Raw genomic sequence first — 26,620 nt, 5'->3', positions numbered from 1 at the left:
AGCAGCGCTACAGGTCCAGCAGCGCGGTATCGGGTTGTTCGATCAGATCGCGTAGCGCACAGAGGAATTCGGCGACCTGCGCACCGTCGGCGATACGGTGGTCGAACGCGCAGGTCAGAGTCATCTGCGGGCGGACGACGACGGCGCCGTCGATGGCCACCGGCCGCGGCTTCAGCGAACCCATCCCCAGAATCGCCGCCTCGGGGTAGTTGATCACCGGCACCCCGTCGTCGATGCCAAGAGCGCCGAAGTTGGAGACGGTGAACGTCGACCCCTGCAACTCGGCCGGTCGAAGGCTACCGGCGCGCGCGCCGGCGATGAGCCGCGTCACGCAGTCCGCGAGTTCCCGGGTGGTCTTGCGGTGCGCGTCGAATACCACCGGGACCAGCAGGCCACGGGGGGCGGCCACCCCGAATCCGAGGTGGATGGCGCGGTGGGCGCGGACCTGTGGGCCCTCCGGCGCGTCGACCCAGGTCGCGTTGAGCACCGGATGACGGGCCAGAGCGAGAATCAGCAGTCGCAGCGTCAGTGTGAACGGCGTGATCGACGCGCCCTCCACACCGTCGGCAAGGCGGTCGCGCAGGTGCAGTAGGTTGGCGCAGTCCACCTGTACGGCGGCATGGGCGTCGGGGATCCTGCTGCGGGACATGGCCATTCGTTGTGCCATCGCAGCCTGCACCGGACTCACCGGGTGCAATTCGTCGGCCGGCCGGTCGCCGGTCGCCGCGGCCAGCACGCCGTCGGTGGTGATCACCCCGCGCGGGCCCGGTGGCACGCCGCCCAGATCCACGCCCAGCTCCGCAGCGAGCTTGCGGGCGCCCGGCTTGGCTTTGGGCCGGGGGCTGCTCGCGCACGCTCGGCGGCTGGTGTCGACGGTGTCGTCGGCGCCGTAGCCCACCAACACCGGCGCACGCCCGGCCGGGGTCGCGTCCGGAGAGTCCGCCGCCGGACCGGTGTCGATTCGCACCAGCGGCGCTCCGACCGCGAGCACCTCACCCTCGGCACCACCGAGTTCGACGATCCGCCCGGCGTACGGGCTGGGAATCTCCACTTCGGCTTTGGCCGTCTCCACCGTGCACAGCGGCTGGTTGAGTTCCACCTCGTCGCCGACGGCCACGTCCCAGCGGGTCACCGTGAGCTCTTCGAGCCCCTCACCCAGGTCGGGAACCGCGAACGTCTGGATCTGTGCCGTGCTCACGGCGCCTCCAGGACGCGCTGGACGCAGTCCAGCAGCCGGTCGGGTCCCGGAAGCCACAACCGCTCCAGCCGGGCCGGCGGGTACGGGGTGTCGAATCCGGTGGCGCGCAACACCGGCGCCTCCAGTTCGTAGAACAGTTCCTCCTGCACACGGGCCGCCAATTCGGCACCGTAGCCGAGATTTCGCGGGCCCTCGTGCAGCACCACGCATCGGCCGGTGCGCCGCACCGATGCCGCAACGGTGTCGAAGTCGAGCGGGACCAGGGACCGCAGGTCGACCACTTCCAGACTCCACCCATGTTGCCGCGCACCGATTTCGGCCGCCGAGAGCGCCGTGGCCACCCCGCCACCGTAGGTCAGCACGGTGACGTCGGCACCGGTCCGGCGCACCGCGGCACAACCGATGCCCGGCTGCGGGCGAGCGGTGTCGACGGCGCCGCGGGCCCAGTACCGGCGCTTCGGCTCCAGGAAGATCACCGGGTCCGGCGCGCAGATGGCATGCCGCAGCAGCCAGTAGGCGTCCGACGGATCGGCGGGAACCACCACCTTCAGCCCCGCGGTGTGAGCCCAGTAGGTTTCGGTGGACTCCGAATGGTGTTCGGCCGCACCGATTCCACCGAATGACGGGATGCGCACGGTGACCGGCATCGGTATCTCGCCCCGGGTCCGGGTCCGATATTTGGCCAGGTGGCTGACCATCTGGTCCAGCGCGGGGTAGCTGAACCCGTCGAACTGGATCTCCGGGACGGGCACGAAGCCGCGCACCGCCAGCCCGACGGCGATCCCGATCACCGCGGACTCGGCCAATGGGGTATCGAAACAGCGTTGCTCGCCGAAGGTTTCGGCCAGGCCTTCGGTCACCCGGAACACGCCGCCCTGCACCCCGACGTCGGTACCGAACACCAGCACCTTGCGATCGGCGTCCATCGCGTCACGTAGCGCCCGGTTGAGCGCGGCCACCATGGTCAGGTGCTCGATGCCCGGATTCGGCCCGGTCGTCGGGGCCGTGGCCGGCGAGCGGGTGGGCGGCTCAAGGATCTGGGTCATCAGCGCTCCGTCGCCAGCTCGGCACGCAGCGCGCGGCGCTGCTGCTGCAGCTCCGGGGTGAGATCGGCGAACACCGTGGCGAACACCTCGTCGACGTCGAAATCGGTCGCACCGACCGTCGCGTCCCGCAACTCGGTGCGCAGCCGCTGCGCCCGGGCCGCGACCCGGTCCTCGAGGCGCTGCGTCCATACGCCGGCGTTGCGCAAATAGTTGCGGTAACGCGGGATCGGGTCGAGCACCCTCCAGCCCTCGAGTTCGGCGCTGCTGCGGTAGCGCGTCGGATCGTCGGAGGTGGTGTGCGGGCCGAGCCGGTAGGTGACGGCCTCGACCAGGGTGGGGCCCCCGCCGGCGCGGGCCCGCTCGGCCGCTTCGGCCATCACCGCATAACAGGCCAACGGATCGTTGCCGTCCACCCGGATGCCGGGCATCCCGTAGCCGATCGCCTTGTGCGCCAGCGACGGAGCGGCGGTCTGCCGATGCAGCGGCACCGAGATCGCCCACTGGTTGTTCTGCACATAGAACACGCATGGGGCGCCGAACACCGCGGCGAAGTTCAGCGCCTCATGGACGTCTCCCTCGCTGGTGGCACCGTCGCCGACGAACGCGACGGTGACCGAGTCCTCGCCGAGGCGTTGCGCGCCCATCGCGGCACCCACAGCGTGCAGCGCCTGGGTGCCGATTGGAACCGAGATCGGCGCACAGCATTTCGCGGTGAATTCCAGTCCGCCGTTCCATGTTCCGCGCCAGGCGGCCGCCACGTTCCATGCCGGGATTCCCCGGGCGACGAACACTCCCAGCTCGCGGTACTGCGGGAACAGCCAGTCGGTCTTGCGCAGGCAGGCGGTGGCGCCGATCTGAGCCGCCTCCTGTCCGTGGCAGGAGGCGTACAACGCCAGCTCCCCTTGGCGCTGCAAGTTGACCAGCTCGGTGTCGAGCTCGCGGGTGAGCACCAGCAGTTCGTAGAGCCAGCACAGCGTTTCCTCGGGCAGGTCCCGGCTGTAGCGATTCTCCGCCGTCGGTGCGCCGTCGGGCCCGATCAGCTGCACAGGTTCGAGGGCGACCTGGGGACCGGTGATGCCTGGCAGCTGGCCCATGCGAGCCTCCTTGTGACGCTGCTCTCATTATGCCAGCGAAGATCGGCCGCCCTGGTTCATCGCACGCCCCGGCGTTGACGTGTCGGCTCGTCAGACGCTGGCGTATCCGGCGCCACCCACCGAATCGGCTAGGGCATCGGCGAGCGGTTCGATCTCGGCGGCGGCGAGATCGGCGATGGTGATGCGAATTCCCGGCGAGCTGCCGATTCGGAACCGGCTGCCCGGGGCCGCGGCCCAGCCCGCGGCGAACAACCGCGTGATCGCCGCCGACTCGTCGGGTACCGGGATCCACACGTTGAGCCCCGAGCGGCCGTGGGACGCCAGGCCGCGATCCGCCAGCGCCGCGCACAGCCGGGTGCGCCGGTCGGTGTAGACGGCTTCGGCGTCGGCCACCAGCCGCGTGGCTGCCTTGTGGCGCCACATGCCGACAGCGGCGTCCTGCAGCAGATGGCTGACCCAGCCCGGTCCGAGCCGCTGCCTGCCGTGCACCCGCTCGATCGTGCGACGGTCCCCCGCCAAAAGTGCCAGCCGCAGGTCCGGGCCGTAGGCCTTGGCCGCGGACCGCACGAACGCCCAGTCCCGCACGGCCCCGGCGAGCGGGTGCAGTCCCACCCCCGCCACGCCGGCGCAGTGGTCGTCTTCGATCAGCAGCACCTCGTTGCCGGCTTCAGCCAGCACGGTGCGTAACGCATCGGCACGCACCGCCGAGATCGCGCCGCCGGTGGGGTTTTGGGCGCGGCTGGTCACCACCACCGCCCGTACTCGGCGGCGCAACGCCCGCGCCAGGTCGGCGACCAGTGGTCCGTCGCCGTCGACGCCGACCGGCTCCACAACCAGCCCCAGCGCCCCGAGCAGGTCCAGCAGGTTAGCCCACCCGGGGTCCTCGACGGCCACCCGGTCTCCGGGACGCAGGTGAGCCGCCAGTACCCGCTCGATCGCATCGAGGGCACCTGATGTCACCGCGAGATGCTCGGCCGCCACCCCGTCGGCGGCCAGGGTGGCCCGAGCGTAGTCGGCCAACTCCGGTGAGACGGATGGCTGCCCGTAGAGCACCGGCGTCGCGGGCGGCGACAGCCTGGCGGTGGCGATCGGGAGCAGCGCCGGGTTCGGGTTGCCGGTTGAGAGGTCGCGGACGCCGGCGGGGACCGTGAGCCCGCGCAGCGACCGTGGTGTCGTCGCCGGCCGAGCCCGTACCCGCGTTCCCCGCCGCCCGGCGGTTTCGACGGCCCCGCGGTCGCGCAGTAACCGGTAGGCGGCGGCGACTGTGTTGGGGTTCACGGCGAGCTGAACGGCCAGGTCGCGGATCGACGGTAACGCAGATCCCGGTGCCAGCAGGCCGTCGGAGATGCCCGCTTCGATGCTGGCGGCTATCGACTCGGCACCCACCCCGGCAATAGGATATTGTACCGTCACATATTTCAGTATGTACTATTACATTATTGAAAGGCAACCGTGATGGCTCGGTCTTATGCACCCACGGCTCGCACCACGCCCACCAGATACCGGGAACGGGCGCGCTATGACAGCGAAACCGTCCACCGCATCCTCGATGAGGCGCTGATCTGTCACCTCGGCTACCTCAGCGAGGGTTCCCCGGTGGTGCTGCCCACTACCCACGCTCGGCACGGCGAGGTCCTCTATCTGCACGGCTCCACCGGAAGCGGCCCGATGCTGGCAGCCGCGAAAGCGCCGGCCGGCTTGCCGGTCTGCGTCACCGTCACGCTGATCGACGGCTTGGTGCTGGCCCGCTCGGCATTGCACCACTCGCTGGCCTATCGCTCCGTGATCGTCCGGGGCGCGGCGCGGCTGGTCGCTGATAGCGGCGAGAAGCGCGAAGCGCTGGCCGCCCTCGTCGACCATGCCGCGTCTGGCCGCGCCGCCGACAGCCGACCCCCGAACGAACGTGAGCTGGCCATGACCGCCGTGCTGGCGCTCGACATGGTCGAAGTCTCCGCGAAGGTGCGCACCGGCGGTCCGGTCGACGATCCCGAAGACCTCACACTGCCGTACTGGGCCGGGGTCGTCCCGTTGGCCATGGCCGCCGGATCGCCCGAACCGGCCGACGACCTCGACCCGGGGATCTCACTGCCTTCCTACTTGACGCGCTACCGCAGACCGTGATGGCCAGCTGGCTACCGGTTGATCGCCGTTCCAAACCGCGTCACCAGGTAGGGGTTCAGCTGTTTGGAGCAGCCGGGGCACCCAAGCGACGCCGTAACACGTCGACTCCGTCGCCGCTGAGGTGCCTCAGCGCCCAGGGCCGACCCGCGAGTACCGAGGCCAGGTGCGCTGCTGTACCGGTGACCGGGGGCCCGTCGCCGTTATGCCAGTCGAGGTCGACAGCGTGCAACGACAAGCCGCGGGTCCAGGAACGCGAAGGAATGAACGGGTTCGGTATCTGCACCTGTGTGTGGAGCACCGCCGCCAGCTGGGGCAATCCGGCCGTTGACTTCAGCCCGAGCCCGAAGCGGATATCCAGCTCATGAATCACGTGATCCCCCAGCAGAAGACGCCGCGGGAAGACTCGGCCGAGGCCACGTGGCGCCGCCATCCCGGCGGCAAAGTCCTGGATCAACTCCGCTGGGGACCGCCGCCGAGCGAGCCGTTGCGCCAGCGCCGCGTTAGCACGGTCGAACGACCCGCCGTGTCGTCCCATTTCGACAGCCATCCGCACGGTGGAGGCCCGGTAGCCCATAGCCAGGTGCGCCAGCACATCGTGGTTGGTCCACTGCGAGCACAGGCTCGGTTGCGCCCAATCCGTCGCCGACAACTCCCGAACCGCCGCCAAGAACCGAATGTCGTGGTCAAAGAGCAACTCACGCGTTGGATACATCGAGGTTCCTCCGCAGAAAGTCGGTCTGGTCAGCGAGCACGGTGTCGAGTAGCGGTTGGTGGTACACGTCGAAATGGTCACTGTCGTAGTGACGGGCCGCACCAAGTGGAGCTCGCCGCGCCACGGCGACCGCATGCCGCGGGTCCATCAACGTCTCACGCTGGGACACGCACACCAGCAAGGGCGCCGCGATGCCGCCGGCAGACCGTAGTGCGCTGGTGACTGCGATCCCGAGCACGTCGGACGCCCCGACCCGGTTGTCGAACGACCCGCCCGGCGAGACCACCCCGTTCCAACCGTCCTGTGCACCTGCCACGGTCACCGCCGCTGAGCTGCCCGGCGGGCCGACAATCGGCACATAGTGCGGTGTGGCATTGAGTAGCCGTCGGACGGCGTCCGCGAGGATGGCAGGCCCGAGCCGCAGAGCTGCGCCGAACCCGAACCGGCGAACCGTCGCGAAGCCATCGACGATGGGGCACTGCACTACCACGGCGGCCAGATCATCGCGAACCGCGGCGACCTTCAGGACGTGCATCGCGCCGAGACTGGTGCCCCACAGAGCCATTCGAGTGTGGTCGAGTTCTGGAACGTTGCGCGCGAAGTCCAGTGCCGCCGAGATGTCCTCCCGGTGCCGACGCAGGCTGAGGCGTTGCCGTGGCAGACCGCCGGATTCCCCCGTGTGGCGATAGTCGAACGCCAGAGTGGCGATGTCCGCCCGGGCAAAGTGCTGCTCGTATTGGGCCATCGACATCGTGTGATTGGCCCCGAACCCGTGCGCCAGAACGATCACCGGATGCGGGCCGGGCGCGCGGGGCAACGTCAACCATGCGGCACAGCGGGTGCCATGCGAGTCGAATTCGGTCCTGGTTGTGGCTAACGGCATGCGATTCTCCAATGCGTACGTTGTACGTGTTGTATATTACGTACGTTGTACGTGTCAAGTGGAGGTGGTCATGCGAGCGCGATTCACCGTGGCCGAGATTCAGGCGGCCGCCCTGCGAATCGTCGACCTCGAGGGTCTATCCGGCTTGAGCATGCGATCGCTTGCGGCCGCACTGAGTACCGGACCGATGACGCTCTACAACTATGTGCAAAACCGCGATGAACTCGAAGCCCTCGTTGCCGAGGCAGTGATTGCCGACGTCGAAGTCCCGCCGGCGAGCGACGACTGGGTCGATGACGTCCGGTCGATCGCGACGGCCATGTGGCAGGCGGTCCACAATCACCCCAACGCAATCCCCTTGGTGCTCACCCGCCGGACCATGTCGTCGTCGAGCTATGTTGTCGCCGAAAGCCTCATCGAAGCGCTGAGCCGCGGCAAGCTGGCCGATGGACCCCTCCTCACGGCTTTTCGGGCGGTGTTGAGCCTGGTGATGGGCAGTGCGCAGGTCGAATTGCCCGCGAGGTCGGCCGGTGGGGATCGCGACCAGCAACAGCGCGAGGCCGCCGGCTACATCGGTGCGTTGGCCGGCGACGAACACCGCCGCATTGCTGCGCTCAGCAAAGTCAGTCAACGCTCGACGCCGGCCGACGACTTCGCCGGAGCCCTGGAACTGCTGCTAGCCGGAATCAGAACTGCCACACCGTAAATGACGCGTTCCGACTAATCCGTGACCTCGAAGATGCCGTGGGCGCCGTTCTCGGCGTGCCGCATGTCGTGGTCCATGAACGGGTAATGCCCCGCTTCAGGGAAGGTCAGCTCGACGAAACCGCCCTGGGCGGTCGCCAGGTCCAGCACCTGGGAGCCGCCGGCCGGGGCCGAGGGGTCGCCGGGCCGCAGCAGCCAGGCACCCTCTTTGTAGACGGTGTCGAACTGGGTGCCGACGATGTGGAAGGCGATCGTGTCGCCGGGCCCGGCGTTGACCACCCAGACCCGCACCCGTTCACCGGCGCGCGCCGGCAGCGGGGCGTGCATGTACTGGGCCGCGGTGCCGTTGAACATCCAACCGTCGGGCTGTCCGGCCCGGATCGCGGTCGTCTTGGCGTCGGCATCGGGCGCTGCGGCATAGAGCTGCGCGCCGACCAGGGCGTATTCCCGGTCCACGGCCGGCAGCCCGGGCGGGTCGATGATCACCGCGCCATACATGCCGTTGGCGATGTGCAGCGTCATCGGCGGGGTGCTGCAGTGATACAGCCAGGCGCCGGCCCGTCGCGCGGTGAACCGGTAGACCAGCCGCTCCCCCGGCTCCAGCGTGCGCATCGGCTGGTCGGGTGCTAGCGCCCCGGCGTGAAAGTCGATCCCGTGGCCCATGCTGGAGTCGTTGATCAAGGTGATCTCGAAGGTGTCCCCCACCCGGCCGTGCAATGTGGGGGCCGGCTCGCTACCGCCGAAGGTCCAGCGGATCTCGCGGCGGCCGGGCGCGACTTCGAGTTCGCGGTCCACGGCGCGCAGCTCCACCCGGTGCACGCCGGGTGTTGCCGGCGCCAGCACCGCGTCGTACGGGCGCCATCCCGGCGACGGGTCGGCGGCCAGGTCCAGCGTTTCCGGCGCGGGAACTCCCCCACCGTGGTCACCGACGGTGTGCTGGTGGCGTGGCACGCCGCCGACGGCGCGGATTGTCATCGTCATCCCGGCGGCCCGGTGGCCGGGCACGTCGCACCAAACGTCATGGTCTTGGCGGATCACCCCGAGGTCGAGCACCGCGGTCTGGCCGCGGCTCAGCCGCGGCGTGTGCTCGCCGGTGTCGACGTGCAGGTCATGCGGCAGCCCGTCGATGTTGGTGACCCGCAGCACCAGTCGGGTTCCGGCCGCCACCTCGAGCACATCCGGGGAGAACCGCATGTTGTTCAGCGTCACCTCGACCGTATGTGCCTCACCGGCGACGTCAGCCACTTCCGAGGCGGCCGGCGCCCCCAGTGTCAGCGCCGATGCGACCGCGGCCACCGCAGCCACCGCGACCGCCCCGGTCACCGCAGCGGAGTGCGGCTTGATCGCCTCGACGTCGATCGGTCCGCGCAGCGCCACCGGCAGCGCCAGTCGCAGCGCCAGCAGCACGAAACTGGCCACCGCGACGGCGGCCAACACCCAGCCGACGATGGGCAACGGCCCGCGCCACGGCCCGGCCACCAGCGGCACGGCGACGTTGATCGCGACCACCCGCACCTGCCAGCCCTGATCCAGGTAGGCGATGACGGCCTTACGAATCGGCGGGCCGTGGGCCACCAGGATCGGCAGCAGCTGACTGAGCGCACCGAGCAGGATCTGAGCGACGAAACCCACCGCCAGCAGCGGCAGCAGGGTGTGCTCGACGAATGCGGGCAGCACATCGACGGAGCGGCCCGCGATCAGCGCGACCACCTCCGTCACGACGGCCGCCCCGAGCCAGCCGGTCGCACCGACCAGCATCCAGGCCGCCGGGCCGGTGAAGCTTCGTCCCGGCCACAGGCCGACGATCGCCAGACCGGCGCCGATCGCGTAACCCGCCAGACCTGCCGCCGCCAGCCACCAGCTGTCGGCGAGCAGGCCCGCCGTGGCGATCGCCAAACCAGCCGTCAGGGTCGGCAGCGCACGACGGGCCATCGCGAAGCTGCGCGGGGTGATCTTCTCGCGGATCGTGGTGGGCCACAGCGTGAACAGCGTGCCCACCACGGTCAGTCCGATCCAGCCGTAGAGCATCACGTGCACGTGGGTCGTCCACAACCGCGCATACCACCGGGCAACGCCGAAGGCCATGGTGGCGCCGGCCGCCGATCCGATCAACAGGGCGACGATGGCTGCCAGATAGAAGCCGACGAGATAGTCGAAGCGCGCCGAGAGCGCCGACTTCTTCATCGCGATCAACTCCGCGCCGTGAGCGACGCCGACGACGGCCACGACGGCGCCGCCGACGCCGGTCAGCGCCCCGGCGTTCCAGGCGACACCCGCCAGGGCGGCGATCACGCCCGTATTGAGCACGGCGAGTTTGGCCACCAGGTGCCAGTGCGGCGGATCGGGGACCCGGCACAGCGTCGTGGTGAAGTGTCCCGACCAGATCACGATCGCGTTGGTGGCCGCGCCGAGCAGCAGCGCATGCATCGGCAGCCAGATCGGGTGCGCGATGGCGTTGTGGCCGATCAGCAACGCCACCGAGACGGCCAGCCAGACCAGCACCACGATGTTGGCGCCCAGGAACACCGGCCCGCGCGGCCCGCCGCGGCGGCGCTTTACCGGTGGCGCCGCGGACGGCGGTGACCCCAACTGAATCATGATCGCCAGGCTACGGTGATGGCGCTACCAGGAGAAAGTGCCCTTAGACACCGATGGCCCTCAATGGCCCGGATTGGCCTCCGATCAGTCGGCGACGAACCGGTTCCGGTAGTCACGCAGCCGTTCGGCGATCTCGTCGGTGTTCAGCCCCAAGTCGGCCGGCTGGTAGTCCACCGTGCCGAAGCGGCCGCGGGGGTGGTCGGCGCAGAACTGAGTCATCGCTTGCCGCGCCCGGTCATCGAGCGGTTGATCGGCCAGTTGGTAGATGGCGGCGACGGTGCCGTCCTCGTCGGCCATGAAGTCATCGAAGCGGACATCGATGGACTGCGCCGCCGGCAGCACGTCGCGATCGGCCAGACACCCGCTGAGTAGGTCGTCGGCACGGTCGAACCAGTACGCCGAGATCTTGACCGGGTCCGGACGGTCGCATCCCATTCGCGCCGCATAGCTGATCATCGTTGTCATCGACTGCGTCACCTCCACCGGGTCCCGGTGGGTGACAACGAAGGTGGCGTCGGGGAAGGTCGCGTACAGCGCCGGGAACTGTTCCAGATGCTGCGGCGATTTGAGCACCCAGCGGGAGCCGCCGCGCAGCCATTGCAGCGCCTGCAGGCTGCGTTTCAGGTAGGCGTATGACGCGGTCTGGTCGTGGGCCTTGTAGTGCTGCGCGAAGGTCGGCAGAAAATAGCTGCACTCGAAGAGCATTCCGGAGATGTCGTTGCCCAGCAGTTGGATCTCCTCGTGGGCGTGGTCGACGGTCATGTCGTGCATGCGCTTGAACTCGGGCATCGAGGTGTTGATCAGGTCGAGCCCGACCGCGCAGCGGTCACGCCGGGCCTGCGGATCGGGCTCGCCGGGGGTGGCTATCGGCTCCAGACTTTCCCAGTAGGGCAAATACCGCAGCGCGGGGTCGGCGGCGATCAGGTTGTGCAGATGGGTGGTCCCGGTGCGGGGCAGCCCGCAGATGATGATCGGGCGTTCGATCGCGACGTCTTCGATCTCGGGGTTCGTCGCGATCAGGTCTTCGAGTCGTAGCCGGTTGACCAGGTGACCGGCCAGTTGCTCGAACGCCATCGCTCGCCCCACGCCGGACAGCTCGGCCTCGTCCACCAGCGATCCGCACAGGACGTCGAGACGTTCCCGGAATGCGTTGTCGCCCCAGTTGTCCAGTCCCGTTCGCTCGGTCGCGGTCTGCAGCAGCGCCTCGGGTGTCAGCTGCAGCGCGGCGCCGTAGCCGGCCAGCCCGTCGCGCATCGGCGCGGCGGCCTCCGGGAACACCGGCCTGGCGAGGTCATCGAGGCGGATCGGCGCCGGGCGCGGGCTGTTCATGAGCTCAGCTCAGCGATGTCGACGACCCGGCAGCTCAGCGGGTCCGGGGTTGTCTCCGGCAGGAACCAGCGGAACCAGATCAGGCCGCTCGATCGGCCCCCGGTCGACACCCAGTTCGGATGCCCGGGGTCGGTGTCGCTGATCACGATCTGCCACGAGCCGTCCGGCGCGTAGCCGACCTGGGCACCGTTGATCGTGACCCGCTCACGGGTGTAGTCGTAGGTGTGCAGGAACGGATTCCACAGGCACATGTTCCAGAACACACACTCCGGTGAGGTTCCGTCGACGACGAGGGCCTGGCCGGGTTGCAGCTGGTAGGCCCCCATGGCGTACGCGGCGTCACCGGCGGCCCAGCCGACAGTGCGGCTCGGGACCGGGTAGGGGTCCTGCAGCTCGTTGGCCGGTAGTCGTACCGGTGCCATGGCGGCCTGCTCGCGGATCCAGGTCCGCGCCGCGCGCATCCGCCGGCTCAGGTCGGCGCGGCCATCGGGGCGACGCGGCGTGTCGTCGAGCGCCTCGATCTTCCATTGGGCTCGCCGGTCCGTGCCCGGCTCGGTGCAGTAGTCGCGCGTCAGGATGAAGACCGCGTCGGGTTCGAGCTTGAGCCAATTGCCCTGTTGCTCAGTGGCGCTGATGACGAACTCGAAGGCACCGTCGGTGTCGCATCCCAGGTCACGGTCGTTGATGGTGTCGATGATGCGGTCGCTGTAGCGGCCGTCGTCGGGGCCGCCGTAGACCGTCATCGACAGATAGACCGCCTCGCCGCGGTTACCGGTGACCCGGTAGCTGCGGCCGGGGTCGATCGGCGCCAGCTGGTAGAAGGCGTCGGAGTTGTCACCGCCCCACTTCAGGTACGGGCCGATCACGTCGACCAGGATCGGCTTGTCAGCGTCCCCCCAGATGTAGGCGTCGGCGGCCACCCGCAGCAGGCTCAACGCCCAGCGGTAGCCGTCGAGGATGTCGGCCTCCGGCAGCGGCGGATCGGCGCCCAACAGCCGCTGCTCAACGGCGCGAACCTCTTCGAGCAGGTCCCCGAATGCCTGAGACAGCTCCGACGACTCGTCACCCATCACGGTTCTCCTTCTTTCGCATTCCTTGCAGCACCAGGGAGCAGAGTCGGTCGGCGGCGGAGTCGACGGCATCGGCGGCCAGCACCTGAGCGATATAGAAACTGGTGCCCACCAGCAGGTCGTAGGCGATCTCGACGTCGACGTCGGCGTCGAGCACGCCTTGGTCGATGCCGGTGCTGATCAGTTCCCCGAACGCGGTGCGGGTCTGCTCGTCGAGCAGCTGCTGGGTGCGGATGAACAGCTCCGGGTCGCGGTGGCGGTCGGCCAAGATGCCCAGCGCCGCGGCGGCCACCTCCGGCGAGCGCCAGAACGCGAAGACCCCGGCCACGAACCGGCGCAGGTCCGCCTCGAAGTCGCCCGAACTGGTCAGCAGGTCCCCGACGCTCGAGCCGAAGACCGCGTCGAAGACCAGGTGAGTCTTCGACGGCCAGCGCCGGTAGACCGTGGGACGGCTGACGTCCGCCTCACGGGCGATCGCCTCGATGGACACCTGGTCGTAGCCATCCCGGGCGAGCAGCCGGCGGGCGGCCTCGGCGATCGCCCGCTCGGTGCGCGGATTGCGCGGCCGTCCGCGGGCGGCGGGGGCGGATTGCGGAGCCGTCGCCCGACTGTCCCTGCCCACGAACCAAATATTTACATTACGTAACGTAATTCGTCAATGGTGTGCCCGTCAGAAGGCGTAGCGGTGATACTGCGACATGTTGGCCACCGCCGGAACCCGCGACACCACTTTGCTCAGCGCCCGGTAGCGGCGGGGAAGCCGCCCGTAGGTGTCCGACTCGAACCAGCGGACCCATTGCAGCAGCCGGGTGCCCGGCACCGCCGCCAGGATGTCGTCGGGGCCGTTGATCGCCCAGTGCAGTTTCGCGCCGGAACGCCGCACCACCGCGTTGGACCATTGTGTTTTGATGGCCAGCGAACTGAACGCGTCGAACTGCAACTCCCCGCGCACGCAGTGCTCGACCACGCGACGCAGCAAGGCGAGGCCGTCGCGCTCGGTGAGGTACATGGTCAGCCCTTCGCCGACCATCAATGTCGGTCGACCCGTGGGGATTTCGGCCAACCACGCCGGGTCGGTGACCGATGCCGCCACCACGTGGTTGTGTTCGCGCGCAGGAAGTAGCCGCCGCCGCAGGTCGGCGACGCACCTATAGTCGATGTCATACCAGTCGACGCCCTCGCCGGGCTGCAGCCGGAGATAGCGGGCGTCGAGCCCACACCCCACATGCAGCACCACCGCGTCGGGGTTGACCGCCAGGAATTGGCCGGCCCAGGCGTCGAAGTGCGCCGAGCGGGTGGTCACCGACGGTGACCGGGCGGCGGTGATCGTGGTCGCGCTCCAGTCGTAGTCGATGCGTTCGACCACGGCCTTGGCGTAGTGATCACCCAGGATCGGGTGGGGCAGGTCCGCGTCCAGCGCCTTGGCGTACAGCGTCGCGAGCATGGTCTGCGGGGCGCCGTGCAGGTCCACCCGCGCCTTGTCATCGGTCACGGGTCTGAGGCTAACCCCGCCACCGGCACCGCGTCCCGAACTGAACGCCTCCCGGCGAGGTGTTCAGCCGTCGGGCGTCATCCACTGCCGTTCAACGGCTTTCACCAGCGCGGTCAGTGTCGCGTTGACGGGGGCCTGCTGGCCGGCCGGTGCCGCCCGGCGCACTACCGCGCCGTTGATCACGTCGATCTCGCTGACCCGGCGGGCCAGGTGGTCCAGCAGTGCCGACGGCTTGGCGTCGGGCAGCTGCGCCCCGAAGTCCCGGACGTGCGCAACCGGGTCCGCCACGGCGATGTCGATCCCGGCGGCGCGGGCCACCGCCCAGGCCTCGGTGGCGGCGGCGCGGCTGACCGGTCCCATATCTGCGTCGTCCATGACCTGCCCCACCGTCATGCCGGTCAGTGCGCAGGGCGCGCTGTAGGCGACATTGCAGATCAACTTCTCCCACTGCATCGCGGCGATGTCGGCGACTGCGGCCGCGTCGAATCCGGCGTCGGTCCACACTCGCGCGGTCTCCTCGACCGCCGCAAACGGCAGCGCCGCAAAGGCTCCGAACCGGACTGCCCGCATGGCGTTGTGATGCACGTGTCCGGGCGCGGGACGTGACGCGCCGAAACCACTGGCGATGCCCACCGCCACCCGCTCGGCTCCCACGATGTCGGCGACGGTGTCGGCCGATCCCAGTCCGTTCTGGATGGTCAGCACCGGTGTGTCCTCGCCGAGCAGCGGCAGTGCCTGGGCAGCCCCGGCGGCGACGTCGGCGGCTTTGACCGCGAGCACCACCAGGTCCATCGGCTCTGCCGGCGCCACGGTGACCGCCCGCATCGCCACCACCTGATCGGATTGCGGCCCGCTGATGCGCAAGCCGTCCCGGTTGATCGCTTCGACGTGGGCGGGTGAGCGGTCCAGGGCCAGGACGTCGTTGCCGGCGGCAGCCAGTCGCCCGGCGTAGATCGATCCCATGGCGCCGCATCCGATGACCGCGACCTTCACCTGCTCATGCCTCCATGAGGGCGATCGCGGCGAGCAGGTCGGGCTTTTCCTCGAGCCCGAATCCCGGGGCGTCGGTGGGCGCGATGGTGCCACCGGCCAGCCGGCATCCGGGCGAGTAGCCGCCGAAGGGTGCGAACACCCCCGGATAGGACTCGCAGCCTCCCAAGCCCAGTCCCACCGCGATGTGCAGGTTGATCAGGTGGCCGCCGTGCGGGAAGGCGCAACCGCGGTCGAAGCCGTGTGACTCGAGCACCTCGATCATGCGGGCGTATTCGGTCAGCCCGTAGCTGAGTCCCGCGTCCATCTGGAAGATGTCGCGGCCCGGGCGCATGCCGCCGTAGCGCACCAGGTTGGTCACGTCACGCGCGGAGAACAGGTTCTCGCCGGTGGCGATCGCTCCCGGGTAACCGGTGGTCAGCTGGGCATTCAACACGAAGTCCAGCGGGTCGCCGGGCTCCTCGTACCAGCGCAGGCCGTAGGGGCTCAGCGTCTGCGCCCACTGCCCAGCGGCTGTGGCGTCGAATCGACCGTTGGCGTCGACGGCCACCCGTGCGCCGCTGCCCAGCACGTCGATGGCCGCCTCGATACGGTCCAGGTCCTCGCGCATCGGCGCGCCGCCGATCTTTATCTTGACCGCGTCATAGCCCAGATCGAGATAGCCACGCATCTCGGTCCGGAGCCGGTCCACGCCGTCTGCCGGATAGTAGTACCCGCCTGCGGCGTACACCGGAACCGCTGGCACGGCCCCATCCCAGCCCAAGTTGCGGCCGAAGTGTCGCGCGATGGTGCGGTAGGCGGGCTCGTCGGCGAGTTTCGCTTTGAGATCCCAGCACGCCAGTTCCAAGGCCGCCGCCGCGCCGGCGCGGTCGCCGTGGCCGCCGGGCTTCTCGTCGACGAGCGCCTGGTACAGCACCCGGGCGGGGTCGATGTGGCCGTCATCGTCGAGTAGCGACTCCGGGTCGGCGCGCAGCACCCGCGGGATCATCCGATCGGCCAGGATGCCGCCCTGAGCGAACCGGCCGATCGAGTTGAACGCGATGCCGATCACCGGTTTTCCGTTCCGTATCCGGTCGGTGACGATGGCGACCAGTGACACGGTGTGCCGGGAGAAATCCACCAGTGCGTTGGCGATCTCGCCGCTCAACGGCACCGATCTTTCGACGATCCGGGTGATGCGCACGCGCCGTCGCTCCTGTCGGTAGGCGTTACTCCGCACGCCGCAGGATAGCCTCAGCGTGCCGCAGCACCGGCGAGTCCACCATTTGTCCCTCGAAGGCGAACACGCCCCGCTCGTGCTGTGCCGCGGCGAGTACCCTTCGCGCCCAGTCGATCTTGTCCTCGGCCGGTCGGTAGGCGTCGCGCACCACCGCAACCTGGGTGGGATGGATGCACACCGTGGCGGCGAACCCGACTGCGGCGCCGTCGAGCGCCTCGGCCCGCAACCCGTCGAGATCACCGATATTGAGGTAGACGGCGTCGAGCGCGGCACGCCCGAACGCCGACGCCGCCAGCAGCACCGTCGAACGCGCGTGCCGGGCGAAGTCCCGATAGCTGCCGTCCACGTGACGGCTGGAGCCCCCGCCCATGGCGGCGACCAGGTCCTCGGCACCCCACATCATCGCCGCACAGGCCTGCGCGGCGGCGATCTCGGTCGCGAACACGACGCCGCGCGGGGTTTCGGCCAGCGCGACGACCTGCCGCGGCGCCAGCGCATCGACCTGGGCCGCCGACTCGGTCTTGGCCAGCATCACCGTCGTGTAGGCGGTGTCGGCCAGCGCCGCCAGATCGCGCGACTGATCCTCGGTACCGGAAGGGTTGATCCGCACCACGGTCCGCTCCGGGTCGAGCGGGTTGTCCCGCAACGCTTCCCGGGCAGCGGGCCGGTCGGCGGCGGCCACCCCGTCCTCCAGGTCGAGGATGACCACGTCGGCTGCCGCGGCGGCCTTTGCGTAGCGCTCCGGGCGATCGGCCGGGCAGAACAGCCAGGCCGGTCCGGTGGAGAGCAGGTTCATGCCGACTCTCCTGCCGGCCGCTTGCGCACCAACGTGGTCCGCACCGCGCGGGCCACCACGTCGCCGTGCTGGTTGCGCCCGACATGCTCTAGCGTCACGATGCCCTCCCCGGGACGGCTCTTGGACTCGCGCTTGTCGGTGCAGACCGTCTCGGCGTAGAGGGTGTCGCCGTGAAACACCGGCTTGGGAAACGACACCTCCGAGAATCCGAGGTTGGCCACGATGGTGCCCAGCGTCAACTGAGCGACCGACAGCCCGACGAGCGTGGACAGGGTGAACATGGAGTTCACCAGCCGCTCACCACGGAAGCCGGGCTGCTCGGCGGCCCAGGCCGCATCCAGGTGCAGCGACTGGGTGTTCATGGTCAGCGTGGTGAACAGCACGTTGTCGGCCTCGGTGACGGTGCGCCCGGGGCGGTGGGCATACGTGGTGCCGATCTCGTACTCCTCGAACCACAGTCCGCGCTGCTCGACGGTTTTACCCACGCCCTGTCCCCTCTCGTTCGTCGACTCGCAATTCTGCGACGCGACACGCCGCTGCTGTGTCGCGAGATTCCCGCTCGCGGTCGTTGCCGGTGCTCATCACAGTCCCAGCGACCGTGCGATCAGCATCAACTGCACCTCGGTGGTGCCCTCGCCGATCTCCAGGATCTTGCTGTCCCGGTAATGGCGGGCCACCGGGTATTCGTTGATGAAGCCGTACCCGCCGTGAATCTGGGTGGCGTCGCGGGCGTTGTCCATCGCCGCCTCCGAGGAGATCATCTTGGCGATCGCCGCCTCCTTCTTGAACGGCTTGCCCGCCATCATCTTCGCCGCGGCGTCGTAGTAGGCGGTGCGCGCCACGTGAGCGCGCGCCTCCATCCGCGCGATCTTGAAGCTGATCGCCTGGTAGGAGCCGATCGGCTGGCCGAATGCCTCGCGCTCACCGGCGTACTTGACGCTCTCGTCGACGCAACCCTGTGCGACCCCGGTGGCCACCGCGGCGATCGCGATGCGGCCCTCATCGAGGATCGACAGGAAGTTCGCGTACCCCCGGCCCTCTTCGCCGAGCAGATTGGCTTGCGGGACACGGGCGTCGACGAAGGTGAGCGGATGGGTGTCCGAGGCGTTCCAACCCACCTTGTTGTAAGCCGGTTCGACGGTGAAACCCGGTGTGCCGGAAGGGACGATGATCGTGGAGATCTCCTTGCGGCCGTCGGGCGCGGTCCCGGTGACGGCGGTGACTGTCACCAACGAGGTGATGTCGGTGCCGGAGTTGGTGATGAACTGCTTGGTGCCGTTGATGACCCACTCGTCGCCGTCCAGCCGCGCGGTGGTGCGGGTGCCGCCGGCATCCGAACCGGCACCGGGCTCGGTGAGGCCGAATCCGGCAAGCGCACGGCCGGCGACCAGGTCGGGCAGCCAGGTCTGCCGCTGTTCCTCGGTGCCGAATCGGTAGATCGGCATCGCCCCGAGGCCCACCCCCGCCTCGAGTGTCATCGCAACGGACTGGTCGACCTTGCCGAGCTCCTCCAGGGCGAGCGCCAGCGCAAAGTAGTCGCCGCCCATCCCGCCGTACTCCTCGGGGAACGGCAGGCCGAACAGCCCCATGTCCGCCATCTTGGCGACCACCTCGTAGGGGAAGCTGTGCTCTTCGTCGTGTTTGGCCGACACCGGCGCGACAACGGTGCGGGCGAACTCGGCGACCGTGTGCTGCAGATCCTGGTACTCCTTGGGCAGCTCGCCTGCCGTGATTGTCGTCATTGCTGCTCGTCCTCACTTGATTCGGGAATCAGTCGGGCCAATACCTGGTCCACCGTCACCTGATCGCCCACCGATACCAATACCTGCACCCGGCCACTGATCGGCGCGGTCAAGGTGTGCTCCATCTTCATCGCCTCGACCACCACGACCGGATCGCCCTCGTCGACCGGCGTTTCGGACGCGACATTCACCGCGATCACGCTGCCGGGCATCGGGCTGACTATCTCGGCGCTGCGCGGACCGACGGCGGACCGCACCACGGTGCTTTCCTGGGCTTCACGCAGCTGCCAGGTGCCGCGCTCATCGGAGATCCACAGCTGCCCGTCGTGCTCGGCGAACCTGTAACGGCGTCGTCGGCCCGCCAGTGTCACCGTCAGCCGGTCGCCCTCCACTTCGGCGCTGCCGCTGTGGATCTCCCCGCCGCCGACCTGCACCCGCGCGGCCGCCGGAAGCCCCCACACCGACACCGTCTCCGACCGAAGCGGCGTGCGCATCTCGGTGCGTACCGGTGCCGACGCGCCGATCCGCCATCCGCTGGGGTTGGCCCACAGTGATTTACGGCCGGACAGCGCCCATTGGCGGTAGAGGCCGCCGGCGGCCAGCACGTCGTCAGGGGCGGGTGCCGGCGCGAAGTCGGCCGACCTGGTGTCGAGCAGTTCGGTGTCGAGATCCCCGACGACCACCCGCTCGTCGGCGAGCAGGAACCGCAGAAACTCGACGTTGGTCTGCACGCCGAACACGGCGGTGCAGGCCAGCGCCGCATCGAGCCGCGCCAGCGCTTGCGTCCGGTCGGCGCCGTGCGCGATCACCTTGGACAGCATCGGGTCGTAGTCGCTGCCGACCACGGTGCCGTCCTGCAACGACGAGTCCACCCGAATACCGGGGCCGGTGGGTTCGTGCACCGCCAGCACCCGCCCGCCGGTGGGCAGGAAGCCGCGCGCGGGGTCTTCGGCGTACACCCGGGCCTCGATCGCGTGTCCGCTCAACGTGATCTCGTGCTGGGCGAACGGCAGCTTCTCGCCGGCGGCAACCCGCAGCTGCCACTCGACGAGGTCGAGGCCGGTGATCGCTTCGGTAACCGGGTGCTCGACCTGCAGCCGGGTGTTCATCTCCATGAAGAAGAACTCGTCCGGGCGATCCGCGGAGACGATGAACTCCACCGTGCCGGCGCCGACGTAGTCGACGCTGCGGGCGGTGTTGCACGCCGCGGTCCCGATCCGGTCCCGGGTCGCAGCATCCAGCAGCGGTGACGGCGCCTCCTCGATCACCTTCTGATGGCGTCGCTGCAGACTGCATTCCCGTTCGCCGAGGTGCACCACGTTGCCCTGGGTATCGGCGAGCACCTGGACCTCGATGTGGCGGGGCCGCAACACGAATCGCTCCAGGAACAGCGTGTCGTCGCCGAACGCGGACGCCGCCTCACGTCGCGCGGTGGCCAGCGAAGCCCGCAGCTGCGCGGGGTCGTCGACCAGGTGCATGCCTTTGCCGCCGCCGCCCGCCGACGGCTTGATCAACACCGGGTAGCCGATCTCGGCTGCCGCACCGGTCAGCTCGTCGTCGGTCAGGCCCGGCTGGGCGATGCCGGGAACCACCGGTACATCGAAGGCGGTGACGGTGTTCTTCGCGGAGATCTTGTCGCCCATCACCTCGATGGCGCGCGCCGGCGGCCCGATGAACACCACCCCGGCCGCCTCGCAGGCGGCGGCGAATCCGGCGTTCTCGGAAAGGAACCCGTAGCCGGGGTGAATCGCCTGTGCGCCGGTGGCCGCGGCGGCTTCGAGCACCGCGGGGATCGACAGGTAGCTCTCCAGCACCGGCGCGGGGCCGAGCCGCACCGCGGTGTCGGCTTCGCGCACATGCCGCGCTCCGGCGTCGGCGTCGCTGTAGACCGCCACCGACCGGATCCCCATCCGGCGCAGGGTGCGGATCACCCGGACTGCGATCTCACCGCGATTGGCTACCAGGACCGTATCGAACATGGCTGTATTCATCTGGGTCACATCCGGAAGACGCCGTAGGAGACCGGGTCCAGCGGCGCGTTAGCGCAGACCGAAAGCGCCAGCCCCAGCACTGTTCTGGTGTCGGCCGGGTCGATGATGCCATCGTCCCACAGCCGTGCGGTCGAGTAGTAGGGGTTGCCCTGCGCCTCGTATTGGTCCCGGATCGGGGCCTTGAACGCCTCCTCGTCCTCGGGCGACCAGGGCTTGCCGGCCGCGTCGAGCTGGTCACCGCGCACCGTGGCCAGCACCGACGCAGCCTGCTCGCCACCCATCACCGAGATCCGGGCGTTGGGCCACATCCACAGAAATCGCGGCGAATACGCCCGGCCGCACATGGAGTAGTTGCCCGCCCCGTAGGACCCGCCGATCACCACCGTCAGCTTGGGCACCCGCGCGCAGGCCACCGCGGTGACCATTTTGGCGCCGTGTTTGGCGATGCCGCCGGCCTCGTAGTCGCGGCCGACCATGAAACCGGCGATGTTCTGCAAGAACACCAATGGGATGGCGCGCTTGTCGCACAGTTCGATGAAATGCGCGCCCTTGAGCGCCGACTCACCGAACAGCACTCCGTTGTTGGCGATGATGCCCACCGGGTGGCCGTGGATGCGGGCGAACGCGGTCACCAGGGTCTTGCCGTATTCGGCCTTGAACTCGCTGAACTCGCTGCCGTCGACAATGCGGGTGATGACCTGCCGCACGTCATAGGGCACCCGCGGGTCCGGGGGGACCACGTCGTAGAGCTCCGCGGGGTCATGGTTCGGGTCCACGGAACGCTTGATTTCCCAGGGGCTTTCGGATCTCGGCCCGAAGGTCTGCGCGATCTGGCGGACGATGCGCAGCGCATGTTCATCGTCATCGGCCAGATAGTCGGTGACCCCGGAGACCTTGGAGTGCAGGTCTCCCCCGCCCAGTTCTTCGGCGGTCACCACCTCTCCGGTGGCGGCCTTCACCAGCGGCGGGCCGCCCAGGAAGATGGTGCCCTGTTCGCGGACGATGACGGCCTCGTCGCTCATCGCGGGAACGTAGGCGCCGCCGGCGGTGCAGGAGCCGAGCACCGCGGCGATCTGCGGGATGCCCGCCGCGCTCATGGTCGCCTGGTTGTAGAAGATCCGGCCGAAGTGCTCGCGATCGGGGAACACCTCGTCCTGACGGGGCAGAAACGCGCCGCCGGAGTCCACCAGGTAAATGCAGGGCAGCCGGTTGCCCAGCGCGACTTCCTGGGCGCGCAGGTGCTTCTTGACCGTGACCGGATAGTAGGTGCCGCCCTTGACGGTGGCGTCGTTGGCGACGATCACGCATTCCCGCCCGGACACCCGCCCGATCCCGGTGATGATCCCGGCACCGGGGCACTCGTCGTCGTACATGCCGTCGGCGGCCAGCGGCGCCAGCTCCAGAAACGGGCTGCCCGGATCCAGCAACCGGTCGACCCGGTCGCGCGGCAATAGCTTGCCCCGCGACACGTGCCGCTGCCGGGACTGCTCGCTACCGCCGAGCGCCGCGGTCGCCAGCTTGGTGTTGAGCTCGGTGACCAGCCGTCGGTGCTCGTCGGCGAATGCTGGGGCCGTCATGACACCTTCGAAAGATTCAACGGGGCACCGGTTTTCGCGACCACCTCATCGACGGAGACGCCGGGCGCGGTCTCCACCAACTCGAGGCCCGCTTCGGTGACGTCGATGACGGCCAAGTCGGTGATGATGCGGTCGACGCAGCGGGCGCCGGTGAGCGGCAACGTGCACTGTTCGACGATCTTGGCGCTGCCGTCCTTGGCGGCATGTTCCATCATCACGATGACCCGGCGCGCCCCGTGCACCAGGTCCATCGCCCCGCCCATGCCCTTGATCATCTTGCCGGGGATCATCCAGTTGGCCAGGTCGCCGACCGCTGACACCTGCATGGCGCCGAGCACCGCTACGTCGAGGTGGCCGCCGCGGATCACCCCGAAGGACGCGGACGATGAGAAGAACGACGCGCCCGGGAGGACGGTCACTGTTTCTTTGCCGGCGTTGATCAAGTCGGCGTCGAGGTCCTCGCGGCGCGGGTACGGCCCCACACCGAGGATCCCGTTCTCCGAATGCAGCACCACGCTGACACCGTCGGGGATGTGGTTGGGAATCAAGGTCGGCAACCCGATGCCCAGGTTGACGTATTGCCCGTCTTCCAACTCCGCGGCGACCCGTGCGGCCAGTTCGTCACGTGTGCGTGTCATCAGCGCACCGTCTCCCGTTCGATTCGTTTCTCCGGATTCGGTACGTGCACCACCCGGTGCACGTGAATACCCGGGGTGTGCACCTCGGCGGGACAGATCTCGCCGGGCTCGACCAGGTGCTCGACTTGGGCGATGGTGATCCGGCCCGCTGCGGCGCAGTCCGGGTTGAAGTTGGCCGCGGCCTCCCGGTAGACGAGGTTTCCGTGCCGATCGCCCTTCCAGGCGTGCACCAACGCGAAATCGGTGCGGATCGCCCGCTCCAGCACGTAGGTGCGCCCGTCGAAGTCCCGGGTCTCCTTGCGCGGTGAGGCCACCGCCACCCCGCCGGCACCGTCGTAGCGCCACGGCAAGCCGCCGTCGGCGACCTGGGTGCCCACCCCGGTCGGTGTGTAGAACGCCGGGATCCCGGCACCCCCGGCCCGCAGCCGCTCGGCCAGCGTGCCCTGCGGGGTCAGCTCCACCTCGAGCTCCCCGGACAGGAACTGCCGGGCGAATTCCTTGTTCTCGCCGACGTAGGAGCTCACGGTGCGTCGGATCCGCTTGTGTTCCAAGAGCACTCCCAGCCCGATGCCGTCGACGCCGCAGTTGTTCGAGACGGTTTCCAGATCGGTGACACCGAGTTGCAGGACGGCGTTGATCAGCGCCTCCGGTATGCCGCAGAGTCCGAACCCGCCCACCGCCAGTGACGCGCCGTCGGTCACGTCGGCCACGGCTGCTGCCGCCGTCGCCACGACCTTGTCTATCGCCACCCGCGCCTCCTCGTTTTCAGTTAATGTTGATTAACTGACAGCAGAGAATACCATTCTCGCGCTGTCCTGTCAGCCGTCACCCAGCTGCTCGATCACCTGTCGACGCACCTCGTCCTTACGGACCTTGCCGGTGACCGTCATCGGGAACTCCGTTACCACGCGCAGGTACCGCGGCACCTTGAAGTGCGCCAGTCGGCCGGTGCAGAACTCGCGCAGTCGGTCAATGGTCAGCGGCCCCGCCCCGTCGCGCAGCATGACCACCGCCATCAGTTCCTCACCGTAGATTTCGTCGGGCACACCGATGACCTGAGCGTCGAGGATGTCAGGGTGGCTGTGCAGAAACTCCTCGATCTCACGCGGGTAGATGTTCTCCCCGCCGCGAATCACCATGTCTTTGATCCGCCCGGTGATCCGCACGTATCCGTCGTCGTCCATGACGGCCAGATCGCCGCTGTGCATCCAGCCTTCGGCGTCGATGGCCGCTTCGGTCTTAGCCGGGTCGTTCCAGTAGCCGGTCATCACCGAATAGCCGCGGGTGCACAGTTCGCCGACCTGTCCCCGCGGCACCGGGTGGCCGGTGGCGGGGTCGATCAGCTTGATCTCCAGGTGCGGCCCCACCCGTCCGACGGTCTCCACCCGCTGGATCAGCGAGTCCCCGCTGCGGGTTTGGGTCGACACCGGCGACGTCTCGGTCATGCCGTAGCAGATGGCGACCTCGGTCATGTGCATGTCGTCGATCACCCGCCGCATCACCTTCGCCGGGCACGGTGAGCCCGCCATGATCCCGGTGCGCAGGCTGGTGAGGTCGTAGTCGGCGAAGCCGGGCAATTCGAGTTCGGCGATGAACATGGTGGGCACCCCGTAGAGGCTGGTGCAGGCCTCGTCCTGCACGGCGCGCAGCGTGGCCGCCGGATCGAAGCCGGGCGCCGGGATGACGATGGCCGCACCATGGCTGGCGGCCGCCAGGTTGCCCATCACCATCCCGAAGCAGTGATAAAACGGGACGGGCAGGCAGATCCGGTCCAGCTGCGTGTAACCCAGCAACTCGCCGACCAGGTAGCCGTTGTTGAGGATGTTGTGATGACTGAGCGTCGCACCCTTCGGGTAACCGGTTGTGCCCGAGGTGTATTGGATATTGATCGGATCGGTGGCCCGCAGCGATCCGGAGGCGTGCGCCAGTGCCACCGTGTCGGCGGGTGTGCCGGCCAGCTCACGCCAACGCGCGCTGCCGATGAACACCGCTTCACGCAGGTCCGGACACGCCGGCACCACCTCACCCAGCAGCGCGACGTAGTCGGAGGTCTTGAACCGCGGGGCAGCGATGACCATTGCAACCCCGGACTGCTTGAGCGCGTAGGCCAGCTCGTGGGAGCGGTAGGCGGGGTTGAGGGTGACCAGTATCGCGCCGATCTCAGCGGTGGCGTACTGGGTCAGCACCCATTCGGCGCAGTTGGGCGCCCAGATGCCGACCCGGTCCCCCGCGGTGATCCCCAGCTGCAGCAGACCGGTCGCCAGCCGGCGCACATCGCGCCACAGCTGCGCATAGTTCCATCGCCGTCGGGCCGGAAAGTCAACCAGCGCATCGCGATCCGGGTGCGCGCTCGCGGTGGCGGCGAGACAGGCTCCGATGGTCATCTGCAGCAAGGCCGGTCGGGTCTCGCCGCGAGCGTAGGACACATCGCCGCGAGCTGCGGGCCGTCCCGCCGTTGCCATCAGTCCTCCACCGGAGTCGCCCGGAGCCGGTTCGGCCCCAGGGATGGGTGCTACGTTAGTGACCATTAACTCAGCTGTCCACGATTGAGCGGAGGCGCGATGGCAGCATCCGTTCCCGCCGACGACGAGCCGGCCAGCCGACGAAGCAGGCTGAAATCCGACCGGCGCAGCCAATTGCTTGCCGCCGCCGAACGGCTGTTTGCACAACGCGGCTTCCTGGCGGTGCGCCTGGAGGACATCGGCGCGGCCGCCGGCGTCAGCGGTCCGGCGATCTATCGGCACTTCCCCAACAAGGAAGCCCTGTTGGTCGAACTGCTGGTCGGCATCAGCACCCGGTTGCTCGCCGGAGCGCGCGCCGTCGAATCCGGCGGGCGGAACCCGGACGAGGTGCTGGACGGCCTGATCGAGTTCCATCTCGACTTCGCGCTCGGAGAGCCGGATCTGATCCGGATCCAGGACCGCGACCTGGCTCAGCTGCCGGCCGGCGCGCAGCGTCAGGTACGTAGCGCCCAGCGGCAGTACGTCGAGGTCTGGGTAGGTGTGCTGTGCGCCCGGTACGCCGGACTGGCCGAACCCGACGCTCGGTTGATGGCCCACGCGGTGTTCGGGTTGTTGAACTCGACCCCCTACAGCGTCAAGCCGGCCGGTGCCAAGTCGGCCGCGCCGGAGCGCTCCCGAGCGGTGTTGCGAGCGATGACGATCAGCGCGCTGGGTGCCGCCGGGTTTTCAACGGGCTGACCGACGACACGGTCGTGGGCGGCGCTGCGCAGGTACCCTGCAATCCATGAGGTGGGTATGACCGATCCTTATCGACCGGAGGATTCCGATCGACCCTGGCAGCGCAGCGGGGCCACCGAGCCGTCGACCTTCGGCTTTCCGCCGCACGTCGATCCGGCCTACGCGGGCCAGCTTCCGTCATACCCGGGCGGCTATCCGCCGCAGGCCGCCGACCCAACC

The 26,620-nt window shown here is 68.8% G+C and carries 23 protein-coding genes and 1 pseudogene; 3 read left to right on the top strand and 21 right to left on the bottom strand.

All coding sequences use genetic code 11. From position 1 onward, the window contains the following. Positions 1-7: 7 nt before the first annotated feature. From DQP56_RS04750 to DQP56_RS04735, 4 genes are all read right to left on the bottom strand, one after another. Positions 8-1,198, bottom strand: a complete 1,191-nt coding sequence (locus tag DQP56_RS04750; RefSeq protein WP_112683838.1) for a dihydrolipoamide acetyltransferase family protein — start codon at positions 1,196-1,198, stop codon at positions 8-10. Next, positions 1,195-2,244, bottom strand: coding sequence for an alpha-ketoacid dehydrogenase subunit beta (locus tag DQP56_RS04745; RefSeq protein ID WP_112683837.1), 1,050 nt, complete (start codon positions 2,242-2,244; stop codon positions 1,195-1,197). Before DQP56_RS04745 ends, DQP56_RS04750 begins: the two co-directional genes overlap by 4 nt. After that, positions 2,244-3,338: a pyruvate dehydrogenase (acetyl-transferring) E1 component subunit alpha gene (gene pdhA, locus DQP56_RS04740; protein WP_112683836.1), complete on the bottom strand. Its 1,095-nt coding sequence runs from the start codon at positions 3,336-3,338 to the stop codon at positions 2,244-2,246. The genes DQP56_RS04745 and pdhA overlap by 1 nt, the downstream gene beginning before the upstream one ends. 90 nt (positions 3,339-3,428) lie before the next feature. After that, positions 3,429-4,751, bottom strand: a complete 1,323-nt coding sequence (locus DQP56_RS04735) for an aminotransferase class I/II-fold pyridoxal phosphate-dependent enzyme (protein ID WP_112683835.1) — start codon at positions 4,749-4,751, stop codon at positions 3,429-3,431. Positions 4,752-4,793: 42 nt separating this feature from the next. On the opposite strand from DQP56_RS04735, the gene DQP56_RS04730 reads away from it, so the two are divergent. Beyond that, complete coding sequence (locus tag DQP56_RS04730) at positions 4,794-5,459, top strand: pyridoxamine 5'-phosphate oxidase family protein (protein ID WP_112683834.1); 666 nt, start codon at positions 4,794-4,796, stop codon at positions 5,457-5,459. A 55-nt stretch (positions 5,460-5,514) separates the two neighbouring features. Here DQP56_RS04730 and DQP56_RS04725 read toward each other — a convergent pair whose 3' ends face one another. Together DQP56_RS04725 and DQP56_RS04720 are read right to left on the bottom strand one after the other, a co-directional pair. Then, on the bottom strand, positions 5,515-6,171 hold the full coding sequence (locus DQP56_RS04725; RefSeq protein ID WP_112683833.1) for a maleylpyruvate isomerase family mycothiol-dependent enzyme: 657 nt from the start codon (positions 6,169-6,171) through the stop codon (positions 5,515-5,517). After that, positions 6,155-7,054 carry an alpha/beta hydrolase gene (locus tag DQP56_RS04720; protein WP_112683832.1) on the bottom strand — a complete coding sequence of 300 codons (900 nt, stop codon included), beginning with the start codon at positions 7,052-7,054 and terminating at the stop codon, positions 6,155-6,157. Before DQP56_RS04720 ends, DQP56_RS04725 begins: the two co-directional genes overlap by 17 nt. Before the next feature lie 187 nt (positions 7,055-7,241). Between DQP56_RS04720 and DQP56_RS04715 the strand changes: the two genes are divergently transcribed. After that, the gene (locus tag DQP56_RS04715) at positions 7,242-7,760 is read left to right on the top strand and encodes a TetR/AcrR family transcriptional regulator C-terminal domain-containing protein (RefSeq protein ID WP_353617097.1); all 519 of its coding nucleotides are present in this window, start codon (positions 7,242-7,244) and stop codon (positions 7,758-7,760) included. Positions 7,761-7,774: 14 nt separating this feature from the next. On the opposite strand, the gene DQP56_RS04710 is transcribed toward DQP56_RS04715, so the two are convergent. The 15 genes and pseudogenes from DQP56_RS04710 to DQP56_RS04640 form a co-directional block, all read right to left on the bottom strand. Then, complete coding sequence (locus tag DQP56_RS04710) at positions 7,775-10,357, bottom strand: multicopper oxidase domain-containing protein (RefSeq protein WP_165824899.1); 2,583 nt, start codon at positions 10,355-10,357, stop codon at positions 7,775-7,777. A gap of 84 nt (positions 10,358-10,441) precedes the next feature. Then, positions 10,442-11,686 carry a sulfotransferase family protein gene (locus tag DQP56_RS04705; protein ID WP_112683830.1) on the bottom strand — a complete coding sequence of 415 codons (1,245 nt, stop codon included), beginning with the start codon at positions 11,684-11,686 and terminating at the stop codon, positions 10,442-10,444. After that, the gene (locus DQP56_RS04700; RefSeq protein WP_112683829.1) at positions 11,683-12,756 is read right to left on the bottom strand and encodes a DUF1214 domain-containing protein; all 1,074 of its coding nucleotides are present in this window, start codon (positions 12,754-12,756) and stop codon (positions 11,683-11,685) included. Before DQP56_RS04700 ends, DQP56_RS04705 begins: the two co-directional genes overlap by 4 nt. Then, a complete protein-coding gene (locus DQP56_RS04695) occupies positions 12,749-13,378 on the bottom strand; it encodes a TetR/AcrR family transcriptional regulator (protein WP_112683828.1) in 630 nt (209 codons plus the stop codon). The genes DQP56_RS04700 and DQP56_RS04695 overlap by 8 nt, the downstream gene beginning before the upstream one ends. Positions 13,379-13,426: 48 nt before the next feature. After that, positions 13,427-14,200, bottom strand: a complete 774-nt coding sequence (locus tag DQP56_RS04690) for a class I SAM-dependent methyltransferase (RefSeq protein WP_112683874.1) — start codon at positions 14,198-14,200, stop codon at positions 13,427-13,429. A 111-nt stretch (positions 14,201-14,311) separates the two neighbouring features. Further along, positions 14,312-15,241, bottom strand: a complete 930-nt coding sequence (locus tag DQP56_RS04685) for a ketopantoate reductase family protein (protein WP_112683827.1) — start codon at positions 15,239-15,241, stop codon at positions 14,312-14,314. Positions 15,242-15,245: 4 nt separating this feature from the next. Then, the gene (locus DQP56_RS04680; RefSeq protein WP_112683826.1) at positions 15,246-16,421 is read right to left on the bottom strand and encodes an enolase C-terminal domain-like protein; all 1,176 of its coding nucleotides are present in this window, start codon (positions 16,419-16,421) and stop codon (positions 15,246-15,248) included. A gap of 25 nt (positions 16,422-16,446) precedes the next feature. Continuing rightward, on the bottom strand, positions 16,447-17,253 hold the full coding sequence (locus DQP56_RS04675) for an HpcH/HpaI aldolase/citrate lyase family protein (RefSeq protein WP_112683825.1): 807 nt from the start codon (positions 17,251-17,253) through the stop codon (positions 16,447-16,449). Next, a pseudogene (locus DQP56_RS04670) lies at positions 17,250-17,835 on the bottom strand (MaoC family dehydratase). The gene DQP56_RS04675 and the pseudogene DQP56_RS04670 overlap by 4 nt, the downstream one beginning before the upstream one ends. Next, the gene (locus tag DQP56_RS04665; RefSeq protein ID WP_112683824.1) at positions 17,835-18,995 is read right to left on the bottom strand and encodes an acyl-CoA dehydrogenase family protein; all 1,161 of its coding nucleotides are present in this window, start codon (positions 18,993-18,995) and stop codon (positions 17,835-17,837) included. The pseudogene DQP56_RS04670 and the gene DQP56_RS04665 overlap by 1 nt, the downstream one beginning before the upstream one ends. Beyond that, a complete protein-coding gene (locus tag DQP56_RS04660) occupies positions 18,992-20,974 on the bottom strand; it encodes an acetyl/propionyl/methylcrotonyl-CoA carboxylase subunit alpha (RefSeq protein WP_112683823.1) in 1,983 nt (660 codons plus the stop codon). Before DQP56_RS04660 ends, DQP56_RS04665 begins: the two co-directional genes overlap by 4 nt. Before the next feature lie 17 nt (positions 20,975-20,991). After that, entirely contained in the window at positions 20,992-22,563 is a 1,572-nt protein-coding gene (locus DQP56_RS04655; protein ID WP_112683822.1) for a carboxyl transferase domain-containing protein, read from the bottom strand. Further along, complete coding sequence (locus DQP56_RS04650) at positions 22,560-23,201, bottom strand: 3-oxoacid CoA-transferase subunit B (protein WP_112683821.1); 642 nt, start codon at positions 23,199-23,201, stop codon at positions 22,560-22,562. Before DQP56_RS04650 ends, DQP56_RS04655 begins: the two co-directional genes overlap by 4 nt. Then, positions 23,201-23,944, bottom strand: coding sequence for a CoA transferase subunit A (locus tag DQP56_RS04645; protein WP_041317559.1), 744 nt, complete (start codon positions 23,942-23,944; stop codon positions 23,201-23,203). The genes DQP56_RS04650 and DQP56_RS04645 overlap by 1 nt, the downstream gene beginning before the upstream one ends. A 75-nt stretch (positions 23,945-24,019) precedes the next feature. Beyond that, positions 24,020-25,663: an AMP-binding protein gene (locus DQP56_RS04640; RefSeq protein ID WP_112683820.1), complete on the bottom strand. Its 1,644-nt coding sequence runs from the start codon at positions 25,661-25,663 to the stop codon at positions 24,020-24,022. A 99-nt stretch (positions 25,664-25,762) separates the two neighbouring features. On the opposite strand from DQP56_RS04640, the gene DQP56_RS04635 reads away from it, so the two are divergent. Next, entirely contained in the window at positions 25,763-26,401 is a 639-nt protein-coding gene (locus DQP56_RS04635; RefSeq protein ID WP_112683819.1) for an SACE_7040 family transcriptional regulator, read from the top strand. Positions 26,402-26,620 lie beyond the last annotated feature (219 nt).

Source organism: Mycolicibacter senuensis (genome assembly GCF_003284925.1).
Lineage (GTDB): Bacteria > Actinomycetota > Actinomycetes > Mycobacteriales > Mycobacteriaceae > Mycobacterium > Mycobacterium algericum_A.
The sequence above is the reverse complement of the archived record's forward strand: the minus strand, read 5'-3'. Positions and strand labels throughout refer to the sequence as shown.